15 protein-coding genes are annotated in these 20,271 nt (G+C 60.9%); 8 read left to right on the plus strand and 7 right to left on the minus strand.

Annotation, left to right across the window (positions count from 1 at the left end; all coding sequences use genetic code 11):
- Window positions 1-4: 4 nt before the first annotated feature.
- The 3 genes from AC3WVQ_RS25985 to AC3WVQ_RS25995 form a co-directional block, all read right to left on the minus strand.
- The gene (locus tag AC3WVQ_RS25985; RefSeq protein ID WP_492383202.1) at window positions 5-2,215 is read right to left on the minus strand and encodes a polysaccharide biosynthesis protein; all 2,211 of its coding nucleotides are present in this window, start codon (window positions 2,213-2,215) and stop codon (window positions 5-7) included.
- Between the two features lie 696 nt (window positions 2,216-2,911).
- Entirely contained in the window at window positions 2,912-4,192 is a 1,281-nt protein-coding gene (locus tag AC3WVQ_RS25990; RefSeq protein WP_492383203.1) for an HlyD family type I secretion periplasmic adaptor subunit, read from the minus strand.
- Window positions 4,193-4,230: 38 nt separating this feature from the next.
- The gene (locus tag AC3WVQ_RS25995; protein WP_492383204.1) at window positions 4,231-6,012 is read right to left on the minus strand and encodes a type I secretion system permease/ATPase; all 1,782 of its coding nucleotides are present in this window, start codon (window positions 6,010-6,012) and stop codon (window positions 4,231-4,233) included.
- 251 nt (window positions 6,013-6,263) lie between these two features.
- Here AC3WVQ_RS25995 and AC3WVQ_RS26000 point away from each other — a divergent pair, with 251 nt between their 5' ends.
- Window positions 6,264-7,457 (plus strand): calcium-binding protein, encoded by a 1,194-nt coding sequence (locus AC3WVQ_RS26000; protein ID WP_492383205.1) that lies wholly within the window; start codon window positions 6,264-6,266, stop codon window positions 7,455-7,457.
- 90 nt (window positions 7,458-7,547) lie between these two features.
- Here the strand turns inward: AC3WVQ_RS26000 and AC3WVQ_RS26005 are convergent, their stop codons facing one another.
- From AC3WVQ_RS26005 to AC3WVQ_RS26015, 3 genes are read right to left on the minus strand one after another with little or no spacing between them, the layout of a single operon-like run.
- The gene (locus AC3WVQ_RS26005; RefSeq protein WP_060529410.1) at window positions 7,548-8,246 is read right to left on the minus strand and encodes an HAD family hydrolase; all 699 of its coding nucleotides are present in this window, start codon (window positions 8,244-8,246) and stop codon (window positions 7,548-7,550) included.
- A gap of 4 nt (window positions 8,247-8,250) precedes the next feature.
- Window positions 8,251-9,264, minus strand: a complete 1,014-nt coding sequence (locus tag AC3WVQ_RS26010) for an ATP-grasp domain-containing protein (RefSeq protein WP_492383206.1) — start codon at window positions 9,262-9,264, stop codon at window positions 8,251-8,253.
- 46 nt (window positions 9,265-9,310) lie between these two features.
- Window positions 9,311-10,216, minus strand: coding sequence for a methionyl-tRNA formyltransferase (locus AC3WVQ_RS26015; RefSeq protein WP_060529412.1), 906 nt, complete (start codon window positions 10,214-10,216; stop codon window positions 9,311-9,313).
- A gap of 423 nt (window positions 10,217-10,639) precedes the next feature.
- Between AC3WVQ_RS26015 and AC3WVQ_RS26020 the strand changes: the two genes are divergently transcribed.
- The 3 genes from AC3WVQ_RS26020 (at window position 10,640) to AC3WVQ_RS26030 (ending at window position 13,690) form a co-directional block, all read left to right on the plus strand.
- Window positions 10,640-11,725: a glycosyltransferase gene (locus AC3WVQ_RS26020; RefSeq protein WP_060529413.1), complete on the plus strand. Its 1,086-nt coding sequence runs from the start codon at window positions 10,640-10,642 to the stop codon at window positions 11,723-11,725.
- A 130-nt stretch (window positions 11,726-11,855) separates the two neighbouring features.
- Window positions 11,856-12,515, plus strand: coding sequence for a response regulator transcription factor (locus AC3WVQ_RS26025; RefSeq protein ID WP_060529414.1), 660 nt, complete (start codon window positions 11,856-11,858; stop codon window positions 12,513-12,515).
- A 71-nt stretch (window positions 12,516-12,586) separates the two neighbouring features.
- Window positions 12,587-13,690, plus strand: a complete 1,104-nt coding sequence (locus tag AC3WVQ_RS26030; RefSeq protein WP_060643782.1) for a glycosyltransferase family 4 protein — start codon at window positions 12,587-12,589, stop codon at window positions 13,688-13,690.
- Between the two features lie 38 nt (window positions 13,691-13,728).
- On the opposite strand, the gene AC3WVQ_RS26035 is transcribed toward AC3WVQ_RS26030, so the two are convergent.
- Window positions 13,729-15,366, minus strand: a complete 1,638-nt coding sequence (locus tag AC3WVQ_RS26035; RefSeq protein ID WP_492383207.1) for a glycosyltransferase family 39 protein — start codon at window positions 15,364-15,366, stop codon at window positions 13,729-13,731.
- Window positions 15,367-15,770: 404 nt separating this feature from the next.
- On the opposite strand from AC3WVQ_RS26035, the gene rfbF reads away from it, so the two are divergent.
- From rfbF to AC3WVQ_RS26055, 4 genes are read left to right on the plus strand one after another with little or no spacing between them, the layout of a single operon-like run.
- Window positions 15,771-16,595 (plus strand): glucose-1-phosphate cytidylyltransferase, encoded by an 825-nt coding sequence (gene rfbF / locus AC3WVQ_RS26040; RefSeq protein ID WP_492383208.1) that lies wholly within the window; start codon window positions 15,771-15,773, stop codon window positions 16,593-16,595.
- A gap of 3 nt (window positions 16,596-16,598) precedes the next feature.
- Window positions 16,599-17,756 (plus strand): CDP-glucose 4,6-dehydratase, encoded by a 1,158-nt coding sequence (gene rfbG / locus AC3WVQ_RS26045; RefSeq protein WP_492383209.1) that lies wholly within the window; start codon window positions 16,599-16,601, stop codon window positions 17,754-17,756.
- The gene (locus AC3WVQ_RS26050) at window positions 17,746-18,996 is read left to right on the plus strand and encodes a DegT/DnrJ/EryC1/StrS family aminotransferase (protein ID WP_060643785.1); all 1,251 of its coding nucleotides are present in this window, start codon (window positions 17,746-17,748) and stop codon (window positions 18,994-18,996) included. The genes rfbG and AC3WVQ_RS26050 overlap by 11 nt, the downstream gene beginning before the upstream one ends.
- A 2-nt stretch (window positions 18,997-18,998) precedes the next feature.
- On the plus strand, window positions 18,999-20,222 hold the full coding sequence (locus tag AC3WVQ_RS26055) for a class I SAM-dependent methyltransferase (RefSeq protein WP_060529419.1): 1,224 nt from the start codon (window positions 18,999-19,001) through the stop codon (window positions 20,220-20,222).
- Window positions 20,223-20,271 lie beyond the last annotated feature (49 nt).

Here is a 20,271-nt window from a genome sequence, read left to right on the forward strand (position 1 = left end):
CTGGTCACATCGGCATCGGCGTCGAAGGCGGCCCCCGCCTAAGGTTCGACAGCGCTGCTTGCAGGACATCGTCGGTGGGATGCGCGGCATCGGCGTCAGCGGCCCCATCCTCCCCGTCGTCCGACGAGGCAGCAGCCGCGCCTTCAGCCGGGTGTTTGTCGAAGCCCGGAATGAGGCTGTTCATGATCGCAAAGACCATCGCCTGATCACCGAGTTCGGCAAATAGCTTCAAGCGCGCGAACATCTCCTTGAGCGTCGCCAGGGGCACGGCATTCGGGATCGCGCCGAGCACACCTGGAATAGGTGAACTTATGCGTTGCTCGCCACTGTCGAACAACTCCTCATAGAGCTTTTCGCCGGGCCTGAGACCGATGATATCGATATCGATGTCCTTGCCCGGCGTCAGGCCGGCAAGCCGGATCATCCGCTTGGCGATGTCGATGATCTTGATCGGCTCATTCATGTCCAGAACGAAAATCTCGCCCTTGCCGATTTCGCCTTCCAGACCATAGGCCGAAGCCTGCAGTGTCAGTTCGACGGCTTCGCGAATGGTCATGAAGAAGCGCGTCATGCGCGGATCGGTAACAGTGAGCGGGCCACCCTTGGCGATCTGCCGCTTAAACAACGGGATCAGCGAGCCGCTCGATCCGAGCACGTTGCCGAAGCGAACAGTCATGAAGCGCGGGCCGGAACCCTTCTTCAGGCAATGAAGGTCGAGCGCCTGGCAATAGAGTTCGGCCAGCCGTTTGGTCCCGCCCATCACGCTGGTCGGATTGACGACCTTGTCGGTCGACACCTGCACCATCGCCTGCACCTTGAAGCGGCGGGCGGCGTTCGCGACGTTCATCGTGCCGATCACATTGGTCAGTACACCCTCGCAAGGGTTAAGCTCCACCATCGGCACATGCTTGAGCGCGGCGGCATGGAAGACCAACTCCGGCCGGTACTTGCCAAAGACGTCGTTGACGCGATTGGCCCGGCGTACGTTGCAAAGGTTTGCGGTCCGCTTGACGGCCGGATAGCGCTCGCCGAGTTCCATGTCGATCGCATAGAGATTGTATTCGCAGTTCTCGACCAGGATGAGTTCGGCCGGTTCACGCGCCGCCACCTGCAAGGTGAGTTCGCTGCCGATCGAACCACCGGCGCCGGTGATCAGGACGCGCCGACCGCGGACGAGGCGAAGAATTGCCTCGTTGTCGAGGGCTGCCTGCGGGCGCTCCAGAAGATCCGTCAGCTCGATCGAGCGTAGTTCGAAACGGCTTTCCTGCTTGGCGCTCTTGAGTTCCGTGATCTGCGTCAGGCGCGATACGGTCATGCCACGCGCTTCGGCGCGCCGCATCACATCCTCAGCGGCTTCGCCGAACGCCGAAAGCGATTCGGTAAAGACGACATGGCGCGGCAGCTGTCCATTTTCTGCGAGCGCGCAGACCACAGTTTCGAAATCGCTGAGCGCGCCTAGGATCGGAATCCCGCGCAAGGTCATGTCCGTATGTTCCGGCGTCACTTCCAAGCAGCCGACTGGCTTATGGCTGCAATGCGGATCGCGGCGGAGCGCTCTCAGATAGAGATCTGCCGCATGGCCGCTGCCGACGAGCAAGGTCGGGATCTGGTCGGCATTGCCGTCGGCGACCGGCTGCCGCCGCGTTGGGCGCAACGCCAGTTCGTCGAGCCGGAAGCTCAGCCGCGAAGCCGAAAGGAATGCGGTCAAAAGCAGCGCCTCGAGCGGCACAACGCTTCGCGGCATATCCTGGAGGCGGTTCGCAAAGAACGACATCAACACCAGCGCCGCCGAGCTGATCAAGACGGCCTGAAGGATCGAGCGCAAGTCCGAGACCGAGCAGTAGCGCCAGTCGCGGGCGTACAATCCCGCAATCGGAAAGGCAAGCGCACAGGCCAGAAGATATTGCGGCCCGGTCGCCAGCAGCGCCCAGATAAGCTCCGGTCGCGTCGACATGGCGTCGAAGCCATAGCGCAAGAAAAAGGCGGCCACGAGCGCCAGGGCTGCAGACGTTATGTCCATCGCATAGAGCACGCGCGATCGACGAACCTGCTTGACCGACGATACGGCGGTTCTTGCCGCCAAGCGCAGAAGCGCACGTCCGACGGCGGCAAACCAGGCGAGTATGGTGAGGAACCTTGCCCAGTATCTCGCCACAGACGGCGGAGACGGGGCGACGGCTTGCGTTGGCTGGGCAGCGGCCTCGTTGCGATGCATGCGACACCCTTCGATCGATAGAACGCCATTCAATCGCCGCGCCGATAACGGACGGACGAGTGATGCGCCTTGAGACGTCATGTCTCGTTGAATGTGTTTGGAATAAACTTCTGATACCGATCAGATCATACAAATTTACCTGAAATCTATTTTATCTATGCACTGATACAAGTTTTGGTCTTCGCAATAAAATACGCCAACTTCGCCGAAACTCTCGCACACCAAGAACCGCGTGTAAATTATCTTTTCGTTTTATTGGAAGAAATTTACCTAATTATATTAGAACTCAATAGTATCACTTCAAACTAATCCGTAATACTTTAGGATTAACTAGCGAGCATTCCACCACACGGATGAAAGAACGCGCCGTTCAAAACAAAGAACTAAAACATAAAAACTGAACGCAAATCCGATATTTTTACATTAAACGGTCGTTATTTTTCGCATGTAAAATAATCGATAGAACAACCGAAAGAATAACCGAAGTTATACATCAGATAAATCTTAGCGCGGCTGGAAACGGCGCTTCAATACCCTCCCGCGCGGTGGAACGCTCTCGGTTAAGGATCGAGGGACGCCGACAAGTGCTCCTTAACCACCGGAAACGGACCCGCCAACCAGGCCCCGGAGCGCGTCCCTGGAACATCGGAGTATACCTCGGCCAGTGCAATCCTGCGCTGGAAGGGCCTTGTGGGATCATTCCCCCGCAAAGGCGCGTCGATAGGAGTCGGAAATCGGCCGGATCAGATACTCAAGGAAGGTGCGGTCGCCGAGTTCGATAAAGGCGTCTATCGGCATCCCCGGATGCAGCTGCTCCATGCGCACGCCGGGCGGCAGCGGCGTATCCAGGCGCAACACGGCCCTGTAATAGGGCTCGCGCGTCGCCGGATCGGTCAGGCGGTCGGCCGAGACATGGGCAACCGTCGCAGAGACCTCCGGCGCCAAGCTGGTGTTGAGCGCCGAGAGGCGGACCCTCGCCGGCTGACCGATATGGACGACGTCGATGTCCTGCGGATGAATACGCGCGTCGACGACCAGGTCCCCTGTCGGCAGGATCTCCATGATCTTCTCGCCGGGACCGACGACACTGCCGACGGCATTGTAGACCGAGGCGACGACAACGCCGTCCACCGGCGCTTTGACGACGGTGCGCTCGAGCACACGGCGCGCGGCCTCGACTTGTTCTTCGATGTCGGCAAGCCCGGCCTTCACCTCGTTCATCGCGGTCACCGCCTGCTCGACGCGCTGGTTCTTCAGCCGTTCGATCTGCTCACGCGCTTCTGCGACCTGCGTGCGGCTCGACGAGGCTTCCGCCTGCAGCATGCCGACCTGGCCGAGCAGGTCCGCTTCGACGCGAAGAAGCTGCGTGTACTCCGTGCGGTTCGTCAGCCCCTTTTCCAGGAGATTGAACTTTCGCTCGGCTTCACCGCGCACGATCTGCGTCTGCTTCTCGACCGCCGCCTTCTGCGCGCCCAAGCCATCGAGCGCATCGTTGAGGCTTTCGACCCGTTGCTGCAGAATAACGGTCTCGGAGGTGAAGCGGGCAAGCCGGGTCTGGAACTCCTTTACCTGCTCTTCCGTAAGGTCACGGCTTGCGGAGGACATCGTGGCCGGCGCGTTGCCGATCGCGATCGTCAGATCCCGCAGCCCGTCCCGTTCGGCGGCAAGGCGCGCCTCCCGCGCTTTTAGCGCCACCCATTGCTTGGCAAGGCGGTTGAGCTGCGTGCGGGCGACGGTGTCGTCGAGGACCACGAGCGTCTGCCCCCTTGCGACCGCATCGCCCTCGCGAACCGCGATTTCGCTGACGATCCCGCCTTCCAGATGCTGCACGAGAACATTACGGCCCGTGGCCGTGATCGTGCCGGAAGCGACCGCAGCACCGGAGAGCGGCGCCGTTGCCGACCAATAGCCGAAACCGGCAAGGATGAGAACAAGCGTCCCATAGCCGAGCCGGGCGACCAGCCCGGTATCGGTCACGATTGTCTCCCGCCAGGAGCGCGGAGTACCCGCCGCCGTCATGGCCGATCCCCGGTTCTGCCAGGTAGGAAGGTGGAAATGTTTGTCGGCGGCGGGTTCGCCTGTCGCTTGACAGCCGCGGCCTTCGCGGCCCGGTCAGCCCTTTCGGACGGCGCCCGTCGCGCCACCTCGTCCGTCGGGCCGAAGTCGTCGATCCGGCCATTCTTCATCACCAGGATCCGGTCGCAGGTGGTTGCGATCGAAATGCGGTGCGTGACAATGACGACCGTGACGCCGCGCGCTTTCGCGTCTCGCAGCGCCCGTCCGAGTGCCGCTTCCCCTTCGCTGTCGAGGTTGGCGTTCGGCTCGTCGAGAACAAGGAGCCGCGGGGAGCCGTAGAAGGCGCGCGCAAGCCCGATGCGCTGCCGCTCGCCGCCGGAGAGATTGTTGGAACCCGGCCCAATCGGGGTCTGATAGCCCTTCGTCTGCGACAGGATGAGATCATTGGCATGAGCCGCACGCGCGGCCGCAACCACCGCCTCGTCGGCTGCATCCGGCTCGAAGCGGGAGATGTTGGCAGCGATCGTGCCCGGCAGCAGCTGCACGTCCTGTGCGAGATAGCCGATCAGACTGCCGAGCTGCGTCGCGTCCCAGGTTCTCAGATCCGCACCGTCGATGGTGATCGAGCCCGCCGTCGGGATAACGGCGCCGGTCAGAAGCCGCGCGAGCGTCGATTTGCCCGCCCGGCTCGGTCCGACCACAGCAACGCTCTCACCAGCAGCGATCGTGAAATTCAGCCGCTTCAGGATCGGCTCAGGGTCGGCTCCGGCATCGGGCGAAACATAGAGCAAATCACGCACGGCGATATCGCCGGCGGGGTTCGGCAGCAGAAGCTTGCGGCTATCGGCATCGCCGGCCTCGATCACCTTTTCGAACCGCTGCCAGGCACTGCGCGCATCCATTGCCTGCTTCCAGATCCCAACCAGCTGATCGAGCGGCTGCAGCGCGCGGCCCGATAGGATCGACGACGCGAAAATCATGCCGGCAGTCATCTGCCCCTTTAAGACAAGGGTCGCGCCAACAGCGAGGATCGCCATCTGCAGGATCATTCTGATCGATCGCGATATGCCGCCGAAGATGGCGTTGACGACGAGGCTTCCGTCCGCTGCCGCGGTCGCGGCAGCAAACTGTCGGCCCCAAACCTCGCTGACATTGTTCGTCATGCCCATCGCACGCACGGTCTCGGCATTGCGGCTGAACATCTGCGCCGTCAGATTGGCGCTGGTTATACGCTCCTGTGCGAACTGCGACGCCTTCTTGTTCATGTACTGATTGAGGAAAACCAAGAGCAAGATCACGATCCCGCCGATCGTCGTCATCAAGAAGAGCAGCGGATGAAGGAGATAAAGGAGTGCGGCGAACACCGGCGAGAACGGCAGATCAAAGAGGACCGGCGTGCCGCGTGAAGCGACAAAGCCTCTGATGGTCGCAAGATCGCGCAAGGGCTGGATGTCACCTGGCTCCCGCCCCGTTGCCGTGACCACGTTCGCAAAGGCGGTCGCCCCGAGCTCGCTGTCGAGTTTGGCCGCCATGCGCACCGCATAGATCGTCCGAATCACATCGAGCAGGCCGAGGAATGCGAAGGCAAGGAACGCGATAATCGTGAGATAGACGAGCGTTTCGATGCTCGAAGAGGGCAAAACCCGATCATAAACCTGGATCAGGAACAGCGGCGAGGTCAGGGCCAACACGTTGACGACCGTCGAGAACAAGCCGAGATCAATGACGCTGCGCAGGAACGCAGAGCGTAAACTGCCGCTTGTGATTCTTTTGTCTACCATGCTGCAACTACGCCATTTCTAGGAATTTAAGTGGGGCCGTATCGATGGAAATGTTCCGCGATGTCAACATGCCGGGGGTTGAGTAGGTACTATACATCTGTTGTAGGGGTTGCTTATAGATGCTATTTTAAGCCCCCACCATTTAACGCGACAGATCACAGTTTTCACACGCTGAGGTCGCTTGCTGTCTTTGCGCAGCGGTCGGTAAAAGCAACGGCGCGTATTCTGCCCCACTAATAAAGGATGGAAACATGATCGTTAAGGGAAGACCCGTAGCTGACACGCTTTATGGCACGAACGTAGCTGACACAATTTATGGATATGGCGGCGACGATAGCCTTTGGGGCTATGCCGGAGACGACTATCTCGACGGTGGCGACGGCAACGACCGGATGTATGGAGGCGACGGCAACGACTTCTTCAAGGCCGGTCCAGGCGACGATTATGCTGAAGGCGGCGTCGGCAACGACTCCTTCGATGGCGGCCTTGGCAACGACCACTTCGTCGGTGGCCTGGGCAACGACATCTTCGACGGTGAAGATGGCGACGACATCCTCGACGGCGGAGATGGCCATGATCACATGCTCGGCGGTGGCGGAAATGACACATTCTATGGCGGCGCCGGCGAGGAATACATCGACGGCGGGTACGGGAACGATATCATTCATGCCGGTGACGGCAACGATGGCTTCGTCAATCGCGTCGATCCCGCAACCGGCAAGGTGACCACACAGGCCGTCAGCGGTGGCGCCGGCAACGACTACATCTATGGCGAAGGCGGCAACGATGCGCTGAAGGGCCAGTCGGGGAACGACCACGTCTATGGCGGCATCGGCGATGACCGGGTCGACGGCGGCGACGGCGACAACTATCTCGACGGCGGCGACGGCAACGACATTCTCGATTCCGAGAACGGCCGGGACGAGGCGCATGGCGGGAGCGGTGCCGACAAGATCGCTGTCGGCGCGGGTGACGACCTCGTCTACGGCGACGGCGGAAACGACAGCATCAGCGGCGAAGACGGCTCCGATGTTCTCAACGGCGGCGACGGCGACGATTTCTTCTATGCCGGCCTCGGCAACGATACCGTCCGCGGTGACGCAGGCAAGGACACGCTCATCGGCGAGTCCGGCTCTGACACGCTTTGGGGCGGTGCTGATGCCGACCGCTTCGTCTTCAAAGGCGCCGGCGCGATCGATGGTGGTCGTGACGCCATCATGGACTATCAGGATGGCCTCGATCGGATCGTGCTGGAGAAGCTCGGCATCACCCGCTACGCCAACACCGGTGGCCCCGGCACGGTCTATGCGTATGACGACCCGAGCGGCGACGTGATCCTGAAGGCGCACGATTCGGCCGGCCACGCCTTCCAAATCGTCGTCGACGATCCGAACGGGACTCTGTCTGCGGCCAACTTCAGCGCGGCGGACTTCACCTTCGCGTAAAATACCGGCGGCCGCGAGTTTGAATACGCGCTCCGCGGCCGCCACTCCCACCCGTTCCCGCCCATGTTGGCAGTCCTTCTCGCGACAAGCTCACCGAGAGACCGCTTCACCAGCGGCGAGTGATCGCAATGCGTCGTCCAGTTCGTCGAGATCGCTGATCCGCCTGTCGGCTTGGTGCGCCTCGTGCGGCGCCGCTATGCGGTGAACCCGCTCTTCGCGCGCCACCATCACAGTTTTCCACCCGCGCCGGCGCGGCGTGACGAAATCTTTCACCGGATTGTCGGCGACGTAGACGAGATTGTCGGGTGTGAGCTCCGCCCAGGCCTCGATCGCCTCATAGGCGCGTGCATGCGGCTTCCAGAATTCTCTCCCCCAAAGATCAGTGAAGATTACCCGGTCCACCAGGGCTTCGAGCCCCAGCGCTTTGACCTTAGCCTGTTGCGTGGCCGCTGGCCCGTCTGTGATGATCGCCCTTCGGCCGGCGCGCGCACGCTCCAGATAGCGGCGAGCATCGTCGGCGAGGGCTATTTCCGGCCGGTGTCCGCGATAGACGCCGACCAACTGGGTTACCAACACCTCGTTAACGGCAATGCCCATCGCTGCCAGAGCTGTATCGAAAACGCGTCCACTTTGCCCGCTCGCAGCAGCTGCCTCGCAAAACCCGGCAAAGCCTTCCGCGCCGATATGGTTCGCCAGCCAAGCATCGGCGGCCTTGAAGCCGCTCAAGGCAAAATCCCGCTCCAGATAAAGCGTGTCGTCGAGATCGAAGACAAGCACCTGCTCGCCCATCCGCCTATCCCCTGAAGACCGCCGCGTCGTATCGCAGCATCAGCACACCTTCTCGCCAATCGTCGTGCGCCGTTCTCGGTAGGCCCGCCACTTCCTCCAGCAGCCATTGGGCAAAGGTCGCGCCGGCATGATCCACAAGCGGATAGCCTCCGCCGAAGCGGGCGTTGATTTCGATCACCCGCGGGCCGCTGAGCCGATCGTCGATGACCTGGAAACAGAACGCGCCGCGCAAGTCCGGCAACGCTCGTAAAATACCCTCAGCCATAGCCCGATGCGGCGAATGGCGCTCGGTGACGCCCTTTTCAACCTCGCCCGCCCTTACGCGCAAGCGCCGATGCGAAATGACCGACTGCAATGTGCCGCCGTCATCGACGAACGCATTGACCGTATGCTCCGGACCGTCGAGATATTGCTGCAGGATCATCGGCTCTGCGGTCGTTTCAGGCAGGTCAGCCATTGAGCGCACCATGCTGATCGAGCGGCTTGCACTCCCGGCATTGGGCTTGAGGAACAGCGGCCAGTCCCAGCTGGAAAGCTCGCCGCGAACCTCCTCCAGCATGCCGGTTCGCGGGACGGGCAAACCAACCGCGTCGAGCACACGCATGGTTTCGAGCTTGTCGCGCACAACGTCGATGACAGGCGGAGTGCTCACATGCACGCGGCAATCGAAGCGGTCGAAATCCCCCGCCGCTGCCGCAAGCGGCACCAGTTCGGGATCGATCGTTGGTACGAGCAGGCGCACATCATGTGCCCGCGCAATCTCCGCCAGGCGGCCCGTGAACTCCGGGTGATTATAGGCGGGTACCGCGAAAGCTCGGTCTGCAACGGCACAGGCCGCGCTCAGGTCAGGATCAAGGTCGCACGCCAGAATCTGGATATCGATATCAAGCGCGCGCGCTGCCCGGCGAAAACACTCGATCAGGCCAACACGTCTTCCTGCGGAAGAAAAGAGGATCTTGAACGATCGGTACGCCATACACGCCTTCTCCTTGACTGTTAGGCCGACGGGCAAAAGCAATCGCCGTGGCCCCGCCTGACTGAACCCTTTGCCAATGCCCGCGCGGCTACGCGCCCAACTTGCTGTGCACCGGGGGGCGCCGGCCGTCGGCCGTGCGCCACGCGGTTACCTCGATGCACTCAAGGTCTCCACACATCACGGTAAAACCATTCGCCGTATGGGTCTGAACTTGCGCGGCAAGGCCGATGTAGCGGAAGGACTCCGCGAAGACCCGCGCCGCATCGATATGGATGACCTTTCCGTCCTGGCGCGAAAAAGCGCCGGGATAGGGCTCGCCGACCGCCCTGATCAGTCGCAGCACCTCCACCGCTGGGCGCTGCCAATTGATCAGGCCGTCCTCCGCGACACGCTTTGCACAATAGTTCGCCAGGCTGTGGTCCTGCTCCATCCGCGGCGCCTTGCCGGCTGCGGCCAATTCAACGGCCTCCGGCACCATCTCCGCCAGATTGCACACATGCTTGCCGTAGAGACTACGCGCCGTCTCATCCGGCGCGACGGAAAAAAGGCGCTGCAGGATGATGGGGCCGGAATCCGTGCCCTCGTCTATCCAGAAGAGCGACGAACCCGTCGTCTTTTCATCAAGCAGGATGGTCCAGGGGATAACACCCCTGCCTCTCAGACGTGGCAGCGCCGACGGGTGAAAACCGATCACGCCCAGGCGCGGGATGGCACGAAAGGCCTGACGGCAGATCTGCGACCAGCCGAGGACCAGGATGAGGTCCGGGGCGCTCGCGCGGATGGCTGCAAGCGTCTCTTCGGCGTTCACGTTTGTCGTATGGCAGACCGCGCTGGCTGCCGCGCGCGCCGGCGTCGTCAAGTCCGCGAAATCGGAATGGCGATCCGCAGCCTCCGGCGGCAACGTAACCACCAGGGACGGCAGCATCCCCTTCGCCAGCAGGGCATTGAGCGCGATCAGGGATCCTTCGACGGCACCAACCAGAGCAAAACGCATTTTGGTTCTCAAATGCACAATGTGTCAGAGCGTAATATACAACTCGGATCACAACCAAGGGAAGAAATAACCCATCCGGGCGATATTAATGTATTTCAAGTATGATATGACGGGATGCTATTTCAGAGCCGGGCTATACTGCAAGAGAATAATTGCATGACAGTGTCTGCCGTTGTATCTTGAAACCACTGCTTTTCTGGGGTGCGCCCTGGAAGGCCAATTTAGAGTACGAACCTATTTCAGAATAATCGCGTCCGACGTGTCTAATCGAGGCAATAGGAAGTTGATTTCTTGGCGTGCACTGCGACGCCCAGGAATTTAATGCTTGTGACCAGCGCCGGGACGCACACCAGTGTGCCCTGTCGTCAGGCTCAGGGAATGCGGAGGAAGGCCCAAGCGGCGGCGCAACTTCGGATCCACGGTATGATATTGCATTTGATCACCAATTTCAGCGCAAGCGCCGGAGCTGAGACGATGCTCGCGCGCCTGCTCAAGGCGTCATCTGACGAACGCGTCATGGTCGTATCGCTGCTCGATGTCTCGGCGCGAAACCGTGACCTTGCGGACAATCCGCGCGTCGAGTATGTGGCGCTCGGCGCGCACTCGCTCCCGGCCATTTTGCAGGGCACGATGCGGCTTGCCAGCATCATCCGCCAGGAAAAGCCGAGTGTCATGCTCTGCTGGATGTACCACGCCATGGTGGTCGGCACGGTGGCTGCTAAACTTGCGCGTCGCGCAACGCCGGTCATCTGGAATGTGCGCCAGTCGCTGGATGATGTCGCCTCGCTGTCGCGAAGCTCGTATATGGCGATCGCCGCTGCCCGGGCGCTCTCCGGCTCGGCCTCCGGCATTATCTACAATTCGTCGCGCGCCTGCGAAATGCACCGCGCCTATGGCTACCGCAACCTGAATTCGGTCGTCATCCCGAATGGCTTTGAAATTCCGGCGGTTTCGGCAGGCCATGAAGCATCGCCCCGACGGATCGGAATCGTCGCGCGTTTCCACCCGCAGAAGGACCACGCCACGTTCTTTCGCGCCGCCGCTTCGGTGTTGCGCACCCATCCCGACACGCGCTTTCTTGCCGCCGGACGGGGGTTGGCCTGGGACAATCCCGAAGTCGTGCGGCTGATTGCCGACGCCGGATTGCCAAGCGAGGCCATCGACCTTAGGGGCGAAGTCGCGGACATGGAGGATTTCTACCGAAGTATCGACATCCTCGCTCTGTCCTCCAGAACCGAAGGCTTTCCAAACGTCGTTGCCGAGGCGATGAGCTACGCAAAAATGGTGGTGGCAACGGACGTCGGAGACGCAGCGGAGGTTGCCGGCAATGCCGGGATCGTCGTGCCCGCCCGTAATCCCGAGGCCTTTGCCGACGCCATGCGCAAGGTGCTCGACCTATCGCCGGAGGAATATGCCCGCTACGCGCATCTTGCCCGAGATCGTATCGAAAGCGAATACACGCTGCACCACATCGAACGGCGCTACTCCAACTACCTGAGGAACTTCTAGCAGCCACCGCACGGCTAAAGCTGCGGAACGAGAATTCGGAGAAGGGGGACCGACACGTGAACCAGAACAAAAAGAGGACTCGACCTACGCGAATGCCGGCGGACTTGGCGCCGACAGTCAGGCGGGCATCATGACGACGCCAATACGCGCAGTCATCATCGACGACCATCCGCTCGTCATCGTCGGCGCCCGCACGACGATTGAGACGACCAACGATATTGTCTGCGTCGGCTCGGCCGGAACGGGTGCGGATGCTCTGGCACTGATCAAGGAGACCGGGCCGGAGGTTTCGGTCATCGATATTGCCCTTCCCGACATGAGCGGCCTTACGCTCGCGGAGCAAATCCTCCAGCAGCAGCTTTCGGCCTATGTGGTGGTGATGACGATTTACCCGGAGCGCTCCTACGCGCAGCAGGCGCTTCAGATCGGCGTGAAGGGCTTCATCCAGAAGTGCTCTGGGCCCGAGCACCTGCTGCTTGCAGTTCGCTCCGTGACGCATGGTGGGCTCTATCTCGATCCGCCAACTGCCCAGGAACTGACCCGCTTGGCACCAAATCCAGGGTCGCGCGCGATGAAGACAGCCGGTGTGCCGGGGCTGACCCGTCGCGAGCAGGACGTTCTACGCCTCGTCGCCCTTGGGTACTCCAACAAGGAAATTGGCGCGCGCGCCAATGTCAGCGTCAAATCGATCGAAACATACAAGGCCCGCGCGACGGAGAAGCTGCAACTCCACACGCGGGCGCAGATTGTCCATTTCGCCTTGACCCACGGCTGGATGAGCGCCGTCTAGGCCGTGGGCGGGTCGGGCGCAGGCGGGACGTCCGCCTGCCTCAATCGAGACAGGAGCCGCCATTGCGAATTGTGTTTGTGCTTTCGGGGCTTGGTGCGGGCGGCGCTGAAAAGGTCGTCAACATTCTTGCGCGCCATCGCTCTGCCCGCGGTGACGACGTGCACGTGCTCGCGCTCAATGCTGAAACCCCGGAGACCTACTTTGCCTATGACAGGTCCGTCCGTGTGGAAGCGCTCGGCGGCGGCTCGTCGGTGCCTGTCTTCAGGACGGCCGAGCGTGTCGCCCGATTGCGCGCGCGCCTGCGCGCCCTGTCACCCGACCTCGTCATTTCTTTTCTTACGAAGGTCAACATCATGGTCGTACTTGCCAGCCGCGGCCTCCGCCTGCGGCTCGTCCTTTCTGAGCGAAACAACTTTAAAACGCAGGATATGAACAAGCTGTGGCGATTGGCGCGGCCGCTGGCGGCTCGCCTGGCGGAGCGGCTGGTGATGCAGACGACGGAAGCGGTCAATTCGCTGCCGCCGGCCCTCAAATCCAAGGCGGTGATCATCCCCAACCCGATCACGCTTCAGCATGTGCGTGACAAACAGTCAGGTACCAACACCCGGGTGCTAGCCGTCGGCCGCCTTGACAGGCAGAAGGGCTTCGATCTGCTGATAGACGCCTTTGCCGATATCGCGGGGCGCACGCCGAACGTGACGTTGACCATCTACGGCGAAGGCCCGGAACGGCCCGTGCTCGAGGAACAGGTCCGACGCCTCGGCCTTTCGAACCGCGTTCGTATGCCGGGCACGACCAAATCACCGGTCGAATGGATCAACGCCGGCGATATCTTCGTCCTCAGTTCGCGCTTCGAAGGCTTCCCAAATGTGCTGCTGGAGGCGATGTCCGCGGGCCTTGCCAGCATTGCGTTTGATTGTCCCTGGGGGCCGTCGGAAATCATCGACACGCCGGCGGTTGGCATGCTCGTTCCGAAGGAAGACACTCGCCGGCTGGCAGACGCGATAGCCCGCCTGGCGGCCGACGCGATACTCCGGCACCAGATCGGCGCCATGGGCGCACGCGCGGTTGCCGCGCGCTACGCCATCCAGTCGGTCCTTCAGCAATGGGACAATGTCATTGCAGCGCCTGAAGAGACCCAGACGCTTTACCCGGCAGCGCGCGTCTCGACCTGATACGGCACCGCCTTAAGAAGGCGAGGCCGGATCCCCGATCACGATCCGGGCGTCGTTGCTGGCTTCAGATAGAGGGTCGGAACCCCATATCTGTCCTTAAAGCCGAGAGAGGCGGACTGCACGTAGCCGTGGCTTTCCGCAAAGGCACGCATCGGCTTTTCCAGTTCTTCTTCAAAGCCAAGTAGAAACGCTGCCGGCGGGTCTTTCTCGAACAGAGCTTCAATCGTCGATGGCGATGTCATCTTATAGTACTTCGCCAGCTCGGGGCTCGTCATGTCGGCGGTGCGGTAGGCAAACGGCCCAGTCGCCAACTCGGCATAGACATCGAGGCCGCCTTCCATCGGATAGATAGGCGCGAGCGTCGCAACCTTGCCGGTGACGCCGGCAGCCTGCATCCTCTCAGCAATCGTCACTCCTGCCTCATGCACGCGCATTGTCGTCCACTGCTGCGGATGGGTCGCGTTGCCGAGGTATTGACCAAGGCGCGGCGCGTTGACCGCAAGGACGACAAGTACGGCCGAGAGCAGGATTGGCCGCACCATGGGGAGCGCGCGCGGCCCGAGTGCCTCGAGCAAGAGACCGAATGCCAGCGGAAGGCAGACGAGCGGTGGTGCAAAATACTGCGGGAACCCGGGCGTTGGAACGAAGCTCAGCACAAAGCTGCAGAAGAGCACGCCCGCAAGCACCAGCAACTCCCCCATGCGCAGCTTTGGTTCGGCTGTCACATTGTCGGGGCGCCGGGCAAGAACGATGAACGCGATGGCGACGAGCGCCGCAAGCGCCACGGCCACGGCCGGCGCAAGCCATATATCCTGCGCCATGACCAGCTTCTGGGCGAGCGACATCGCACCGCCCTCCCCGTCGCCGCTCATCAGCCGCCAATACTGCGGATGCGGACCGGTATGGTAGCGCACCACATGCGCCAGGAAGAGCTGGGGATCCCTGACGAGATAGAAAAGGATCGGCGCCCCGCCGACAAGTCCGCCGACCAAAAGCGGCGTCGCGACCTTTACGATACGATCCTTCAGCGCCAGCGATCGCGGCAAAAGGAATGCGGTCACGGCCACGGCCGGGATGAAGGCGATGGCGCTCAGCTTGAAACACACGGCCAAAGCCAGCAGAAACCCGGCCAGCGCCACCAACAACGAACGGCGCTGTTCATTACGCAGGGCGAGAAGAAAAAGACTGAGGCCGAGAAAGGCCAGCGGCCACGGCAGAAAATTGTTGGTGGCGGTAACACCCGTCTGCGTCAGGAACAACTCGTTCACCAGCGACAGGATGCCGACACAGACAGTTGCCCAAGCCGAGCGCGTCAACACGTACACCACGCCACCGACAGCAACAGTCAGGAGGACCCAGGCTAGGAAAACACCGAGGCGACCGCTTAAGAGCAGGTCGCTCGACCCGGTCAGCTTGCTGATGCCGTAGAAGTACCACGCGGAGGCCGGCGGATGATTGTAGAAGAAGTCGGCGTAGAGCGCATTTTCGCTCAAGAGCCTGGCCGGCGGGACATAGAGCTGCTCGTCTCGCCGTAAGTCGAAATTCATGATCCGAAGAAACAGAAAATAGAAAACGAACAGGAAGAACAGGGCCACGGCAACTTGATAGAAAATCCCGACTGATTTTCCTTCCACCGAGTCCTGCCTTTCGGAAGAAACAATTACTGGATAGGTCATTCAAAAACTCCGAACAAACTTAGACGAAGTATAAAACACAGGCTCGCGACGGGAACGATGCAGTCGCACATGGCTTCAAATGCATCACATAGGATCGTAATGCGCAGCGACGCATGGCCTAGCGGGACAACCCCGACAAGCGTGCAAGGATAAACCTGACACATAAAAAGGCTTGCGGCCAAGCAGAATATAAGGTATTTCTTGTATATTAGTTACTTAACATAACGGAAACCCTGGGACTTATCCAGACATATTCCGTAGCCCGCAGGTAACCTCCTGCCTTTATTGTCGTGCATTTTTATCAGTTATTGAAAACACTCAAGTCGCGCATTGGATCGCGATTGCTCATGAATTAAACCTGACACGTCAAACACTATCCCAAACATATATTCTTGGAGACCGCTATGAAAGTCGTTCTCTTTGCGGGAGGGCTTGGCTCGCGCCTGGCCGAGGAAACCACGCGTATTCCCAAGCCAATGGTCGAGGTTGGTGGCAAGCCCATCATTCTTCACGTCATGGATATTTACAGCCACTGGGGGCACCGCGACTTCGTCGTTGCCGGCGGCTATAAATGCATGTCTATCAAAAGCTTCTTCCATAACTTCCATCTGTCGACCGCGGACTTTACCGTCGCGCTGGGAAGCGGCTCAATGGTGCTGCACCCCAATCATCCGCTCGACTGGAATGTCTCTGTGGTGGACACGGGCCTGTCGACGATGACCGGAGGGCGGCTCCTTCGACTGCGCGAATGGCTCGACAACGAGCCCTTCATGGTGACCTATTCGGACGGCGTGGGAAACATCGACATCGAGGCCCTACTGGCGTTTCACCGCTCGCACGGGCGCCTTGCAACGGTCACCGCCGTGCAGCCGCCGGCCCGCTTCGGCAACCTCGAGATCGAGGGCGACCAGGTCGTCGAGTTCACCGAGAAGGTGCAGAAGAAGGAAACCTGGATCAACGGCGGCTTCTTCGTCTTTGAACCCGGCGTCCTCGACTACATTCCGAGCCTTTCCGAACCGCTCGAAATGTCGCCGCTGACCAATCTCGCCAGGGACGGTCAACTGTTTGCCTACAAGCATCACGGCTTCTGGCATCCGATGGATACGATCCGCGATCGCGATTACCTGAACGGGCTGTGCGAAAGCGAAGATCCGCCGTGGCTGCACTTTGAACGCGATCACCTGTCCGCCGCGACAGCCGCACCCTCCACCCATCACGTACGGATGTAGGACATGGCTTTGATCACCAGCGAGGTCGACCTTGCCGAGGCGTTCCGCGGTCGAAAGATCCTGATCACGGGACACACCGGTTTCAAGGGAGGCTGGCTCTCGCTCTGGCTAAGGCGACTGGGTGCATCGGTGGTCGGCCTCTCGCTGCCACCGTCGATACCGTCCTTCTACCTGGCGACCGGCCTCGGCGACGTTATCGACGGCCATGAGGGCGACATCCGGTCTGCCGCCGACGTGGCGAGGGCAATCGACGGACAGGATTTCGATCTCGTCATTCACATGGCCGCGCAGGCCGTGGTTCGCGCCTCCTTCGAGAACCCGGTCGACACCTATGCGACCAATGTCGTCGGCACCGCCATCGTGCTCGATGCGGCAAGGCGCATGAAATCCCTGAAGGGCGTGATCGTCGTCACCAGTGACAAGTGCTACGAGAACCGCGAATGGGTCTGGGGCTATCGGGAAAACGACCCGATGGGCGGGCGCGATCCTTATAGCTCATCGAAAGGCTGCGCCGAACTCGTCGCAGCGGCCTATCGATCATCGTTCTTCAACGATCCCAAAGGCCCACAACTCGTCAGCGTGCGCGCCGGCAACGTCATCGGCGGTGGGGACTGGGGCGCTGACAGGCTCGTGCCCGATCTGGTCCGGTCGGTGGAAGGCGGCAGCCCCGCGCGGCTGCGCAATCCGTCGAGCGTCCGGCCATGGCAGCACGTCTTCGAGCCGCTTCGCGGTTACATGATGCTGGCGGCGCACCTGCTTCACGGCAGAACAAGCTTTGCCGGGGGCTGGAACTTTGGCCCCGACCAGGAAGCGACCGTCAATGTCGGAACGCTTGCCGACATGGTCGTCGACCAATGGGGCGATGCACCACCGAAATACATCGTCGAGCCTCGGGTGGATGCGCCGGCGGAATCGACCATCCTGCGCCTCGACAGCACCAAGGCCCGCACGGAACTAGGCTGGAAGCCGGTGCTGCGCCTGCGCGACACCGTGGCCATGACCGTCGCCTGGTACCGCAAGTACAGGGAGGATCCGAGAAACATCCGGTCGTTCTCGGAGCATCAGATCGAGCAATACGCCGCCGCCTGGAAACAGGAAGCCGAACACGAACCAAAACCATTGCCATTGCGCGACATCGGAGATTGGAAAGATGCGAGTTAATTACGGACAGTCCGTTTACGGTCAGGAAGAGATCGATGCCGTCGTGGCAGTCCTGCGCTCATCGACACAGATGGGCACGGCCGTCAGGACAATGCAGGAACGTGTCGCGATGCTCTTTGCGAAACGGCATGGCATCATGGTGAACTCCGGTTCGTCCGCGAACCATCTCGCCATCGAAATCGCCGACCTTCCGAAGGGATCCGAGGTCATCACGCCCGCATTGACCTTTGCGACGACCGTTGCCCCGATCGTGCGCGCCGGTCTTATCCCGGCATTCGTCGACGTCGTCGAAGGCACCTACAATATCGACGTCGATGCGATCGAGCGGATGATTACCAGGAAAACGAAGGCGGTGATGATCCCGTCTCTGATCGGCAACCTGCCCGATTGGGATCGCATTCGCGCCATCGCAGACGCGCACAAACTGCTGGTGATCGAAGACAGCGCCGACACGTTGGGCGCGACGATCAGGGACACCAGCACCGGCGCACGGTCCGACATTAGCACGACCAGCTTCTACGGCTCGCATGTCATCACCGCGGCGGGCAACGGCGGTATGGTTTGCGTCAACGACGACGAACTGGCGCGAAAGGCGATGCTCTATCGCTCCTGGGGCCGCACATCCTCGCTCTTTGTCGAATCCGAGACCATCGAGAACCGGTTCAACATCGACCTCGACGGCTTCGATTACGATGCGAAGTTCGTGTTCGAAGTGCTGGGCTTCAACATCGAACCGTCCGAAATGGGCGCAGCGTTCGGGCTTGTCCAGCTCGATCGGCTGCAGCAGAACATCGATGCGCGCGAGCGCAACTTCGCCAAGCAGCGCGCCTTCTTCGAGACCTACGAGGACTGGTTCGTCCTGCCGGAGCAACTGCCGCTTTCGCGAACCGGATGGCTGGCGTTCCCGATGACCGTGCGTGCCGATGCGCCGTTCACCCGCCGGGAGATGCAGATCTTCCTCGAACAGCGCGACATCCAGACCCGTCCGGTGTTTACCGGAAACATCCTGCGCCAACCGGCGATGATTGGCGTTCATAGCAAGGTCGAGCCGCGCGGCTATCCGGTCGCCGACGACGTGATGCGTGGCGGCATCCTGCTCGCCTGCCACCATGGCCTGACGCAGGCGCACCTGGACCATATCCACCAGTCGTTCCGCGATTTCGCCACGCAATTCGCGAGCTCGGGCGCCAGCAAGCGCCGCCAGCAGCAAGCAGCCTCCTTTGAGCAACCTGGAGCTTGAAAATGACACGCCTTATGAGATGCCGCGCCTGCCTTGCAGCCGACCCGCTGACGTTTCTCTGCATGGGCGATCACCCGCCGGCAAACAGCTTTGTGCGCCCGGAAGATGTGCCCGAGAAACAGCCCATGTATCCGCTAGACTCGCAGGCCTGCCTGACCTGCGGACTGATCCAGGTTTCCGACCAGGTTCCCGACGGATTCTTTGAGCACTATCTCTACGTCCCATCGAGCGCCACATCCATGCATGACCATTTTGCAGGGCTGGCCGGGATCTTGAAGAAGGCCGCCGGCGATGGGCTGATCGTCGACATCGGCTGCAATGACGGCCTCCTGCTTTCGGCGTGCAATAAGGCGGGCGGAAAGACGCTCGGCGTCGACCCGGCGGCAAACCTGGCCGAGATCGCCCGCTCGCGCGGTGTCAACGTCGACGTCGGCTACTTTACCCACAGCGGAACGGCCCGACTGATCAGTGAGTACGGTTCGGCAAAAGCGATCGTCACCACGAACACGTTCAATCATATCGGCGATCTTCATGACTTCATGGCTGGCGTCAAGGGCTGGCTGGCCGACGATGGTGTCTTCGTCATCGAAGTGCCCTGGGCGAAAAATCTTCTCGAAAACAACGAGTTCGACACGATCTATCATGAGCATGTATCCGAATTCAGCCTCCTCTCGCTCGTCAAGCTCGGCGAGTACTTCGATCTCGACGTCGTCGATGTTCATCGTCTCGGCGTGCATGGAGGCTCGATGCGGGTTTTCCTCAAACACGCTGCCACGGCCACGCCCCCGACGGCGATCGTCAGCGAGATGCTTGCGGAAGAGCTCGATGCAGGGATGCTCGAGGCGGATACCTATCTTGCCTTTGCCGAGCGCATCCGAAGGATCGGCGTCGATCTCATCGCCATGCTGGACCAGCTCAAGAAAGACGGCGTCACCGTCGCAGGCTACGGCGCCCCGGCCAAGGGAAACACCTTGCTCAACTATTTCGGCATCGGTCCGGATAGACTCGATTATCTCGTCGACCGCAACACACTGAAGCAGGGCCTATATTCGCCGGGTATGAAGATCCCAATCCGCTCTCCCGAGATATTGAAGGAGAACGCGCCGGACGTGTTGCTGGTGCTCGCCTGGAATTTCTTCGACGAGATCCGGTTGCAGCAGACGGACTTCGCCGCCCATGGCGGCCGGTTCCTCGTGCCGCTGCCCTATCCGACTATAGTCAACTAAACGTTCGCAACCGGTGTGCCCGTGCCGTCGGGCGCGGGCACACCGATCG

Source organism: Ensifer sp. EB106-05-01-XG146 (assembly GCF_058791875.1).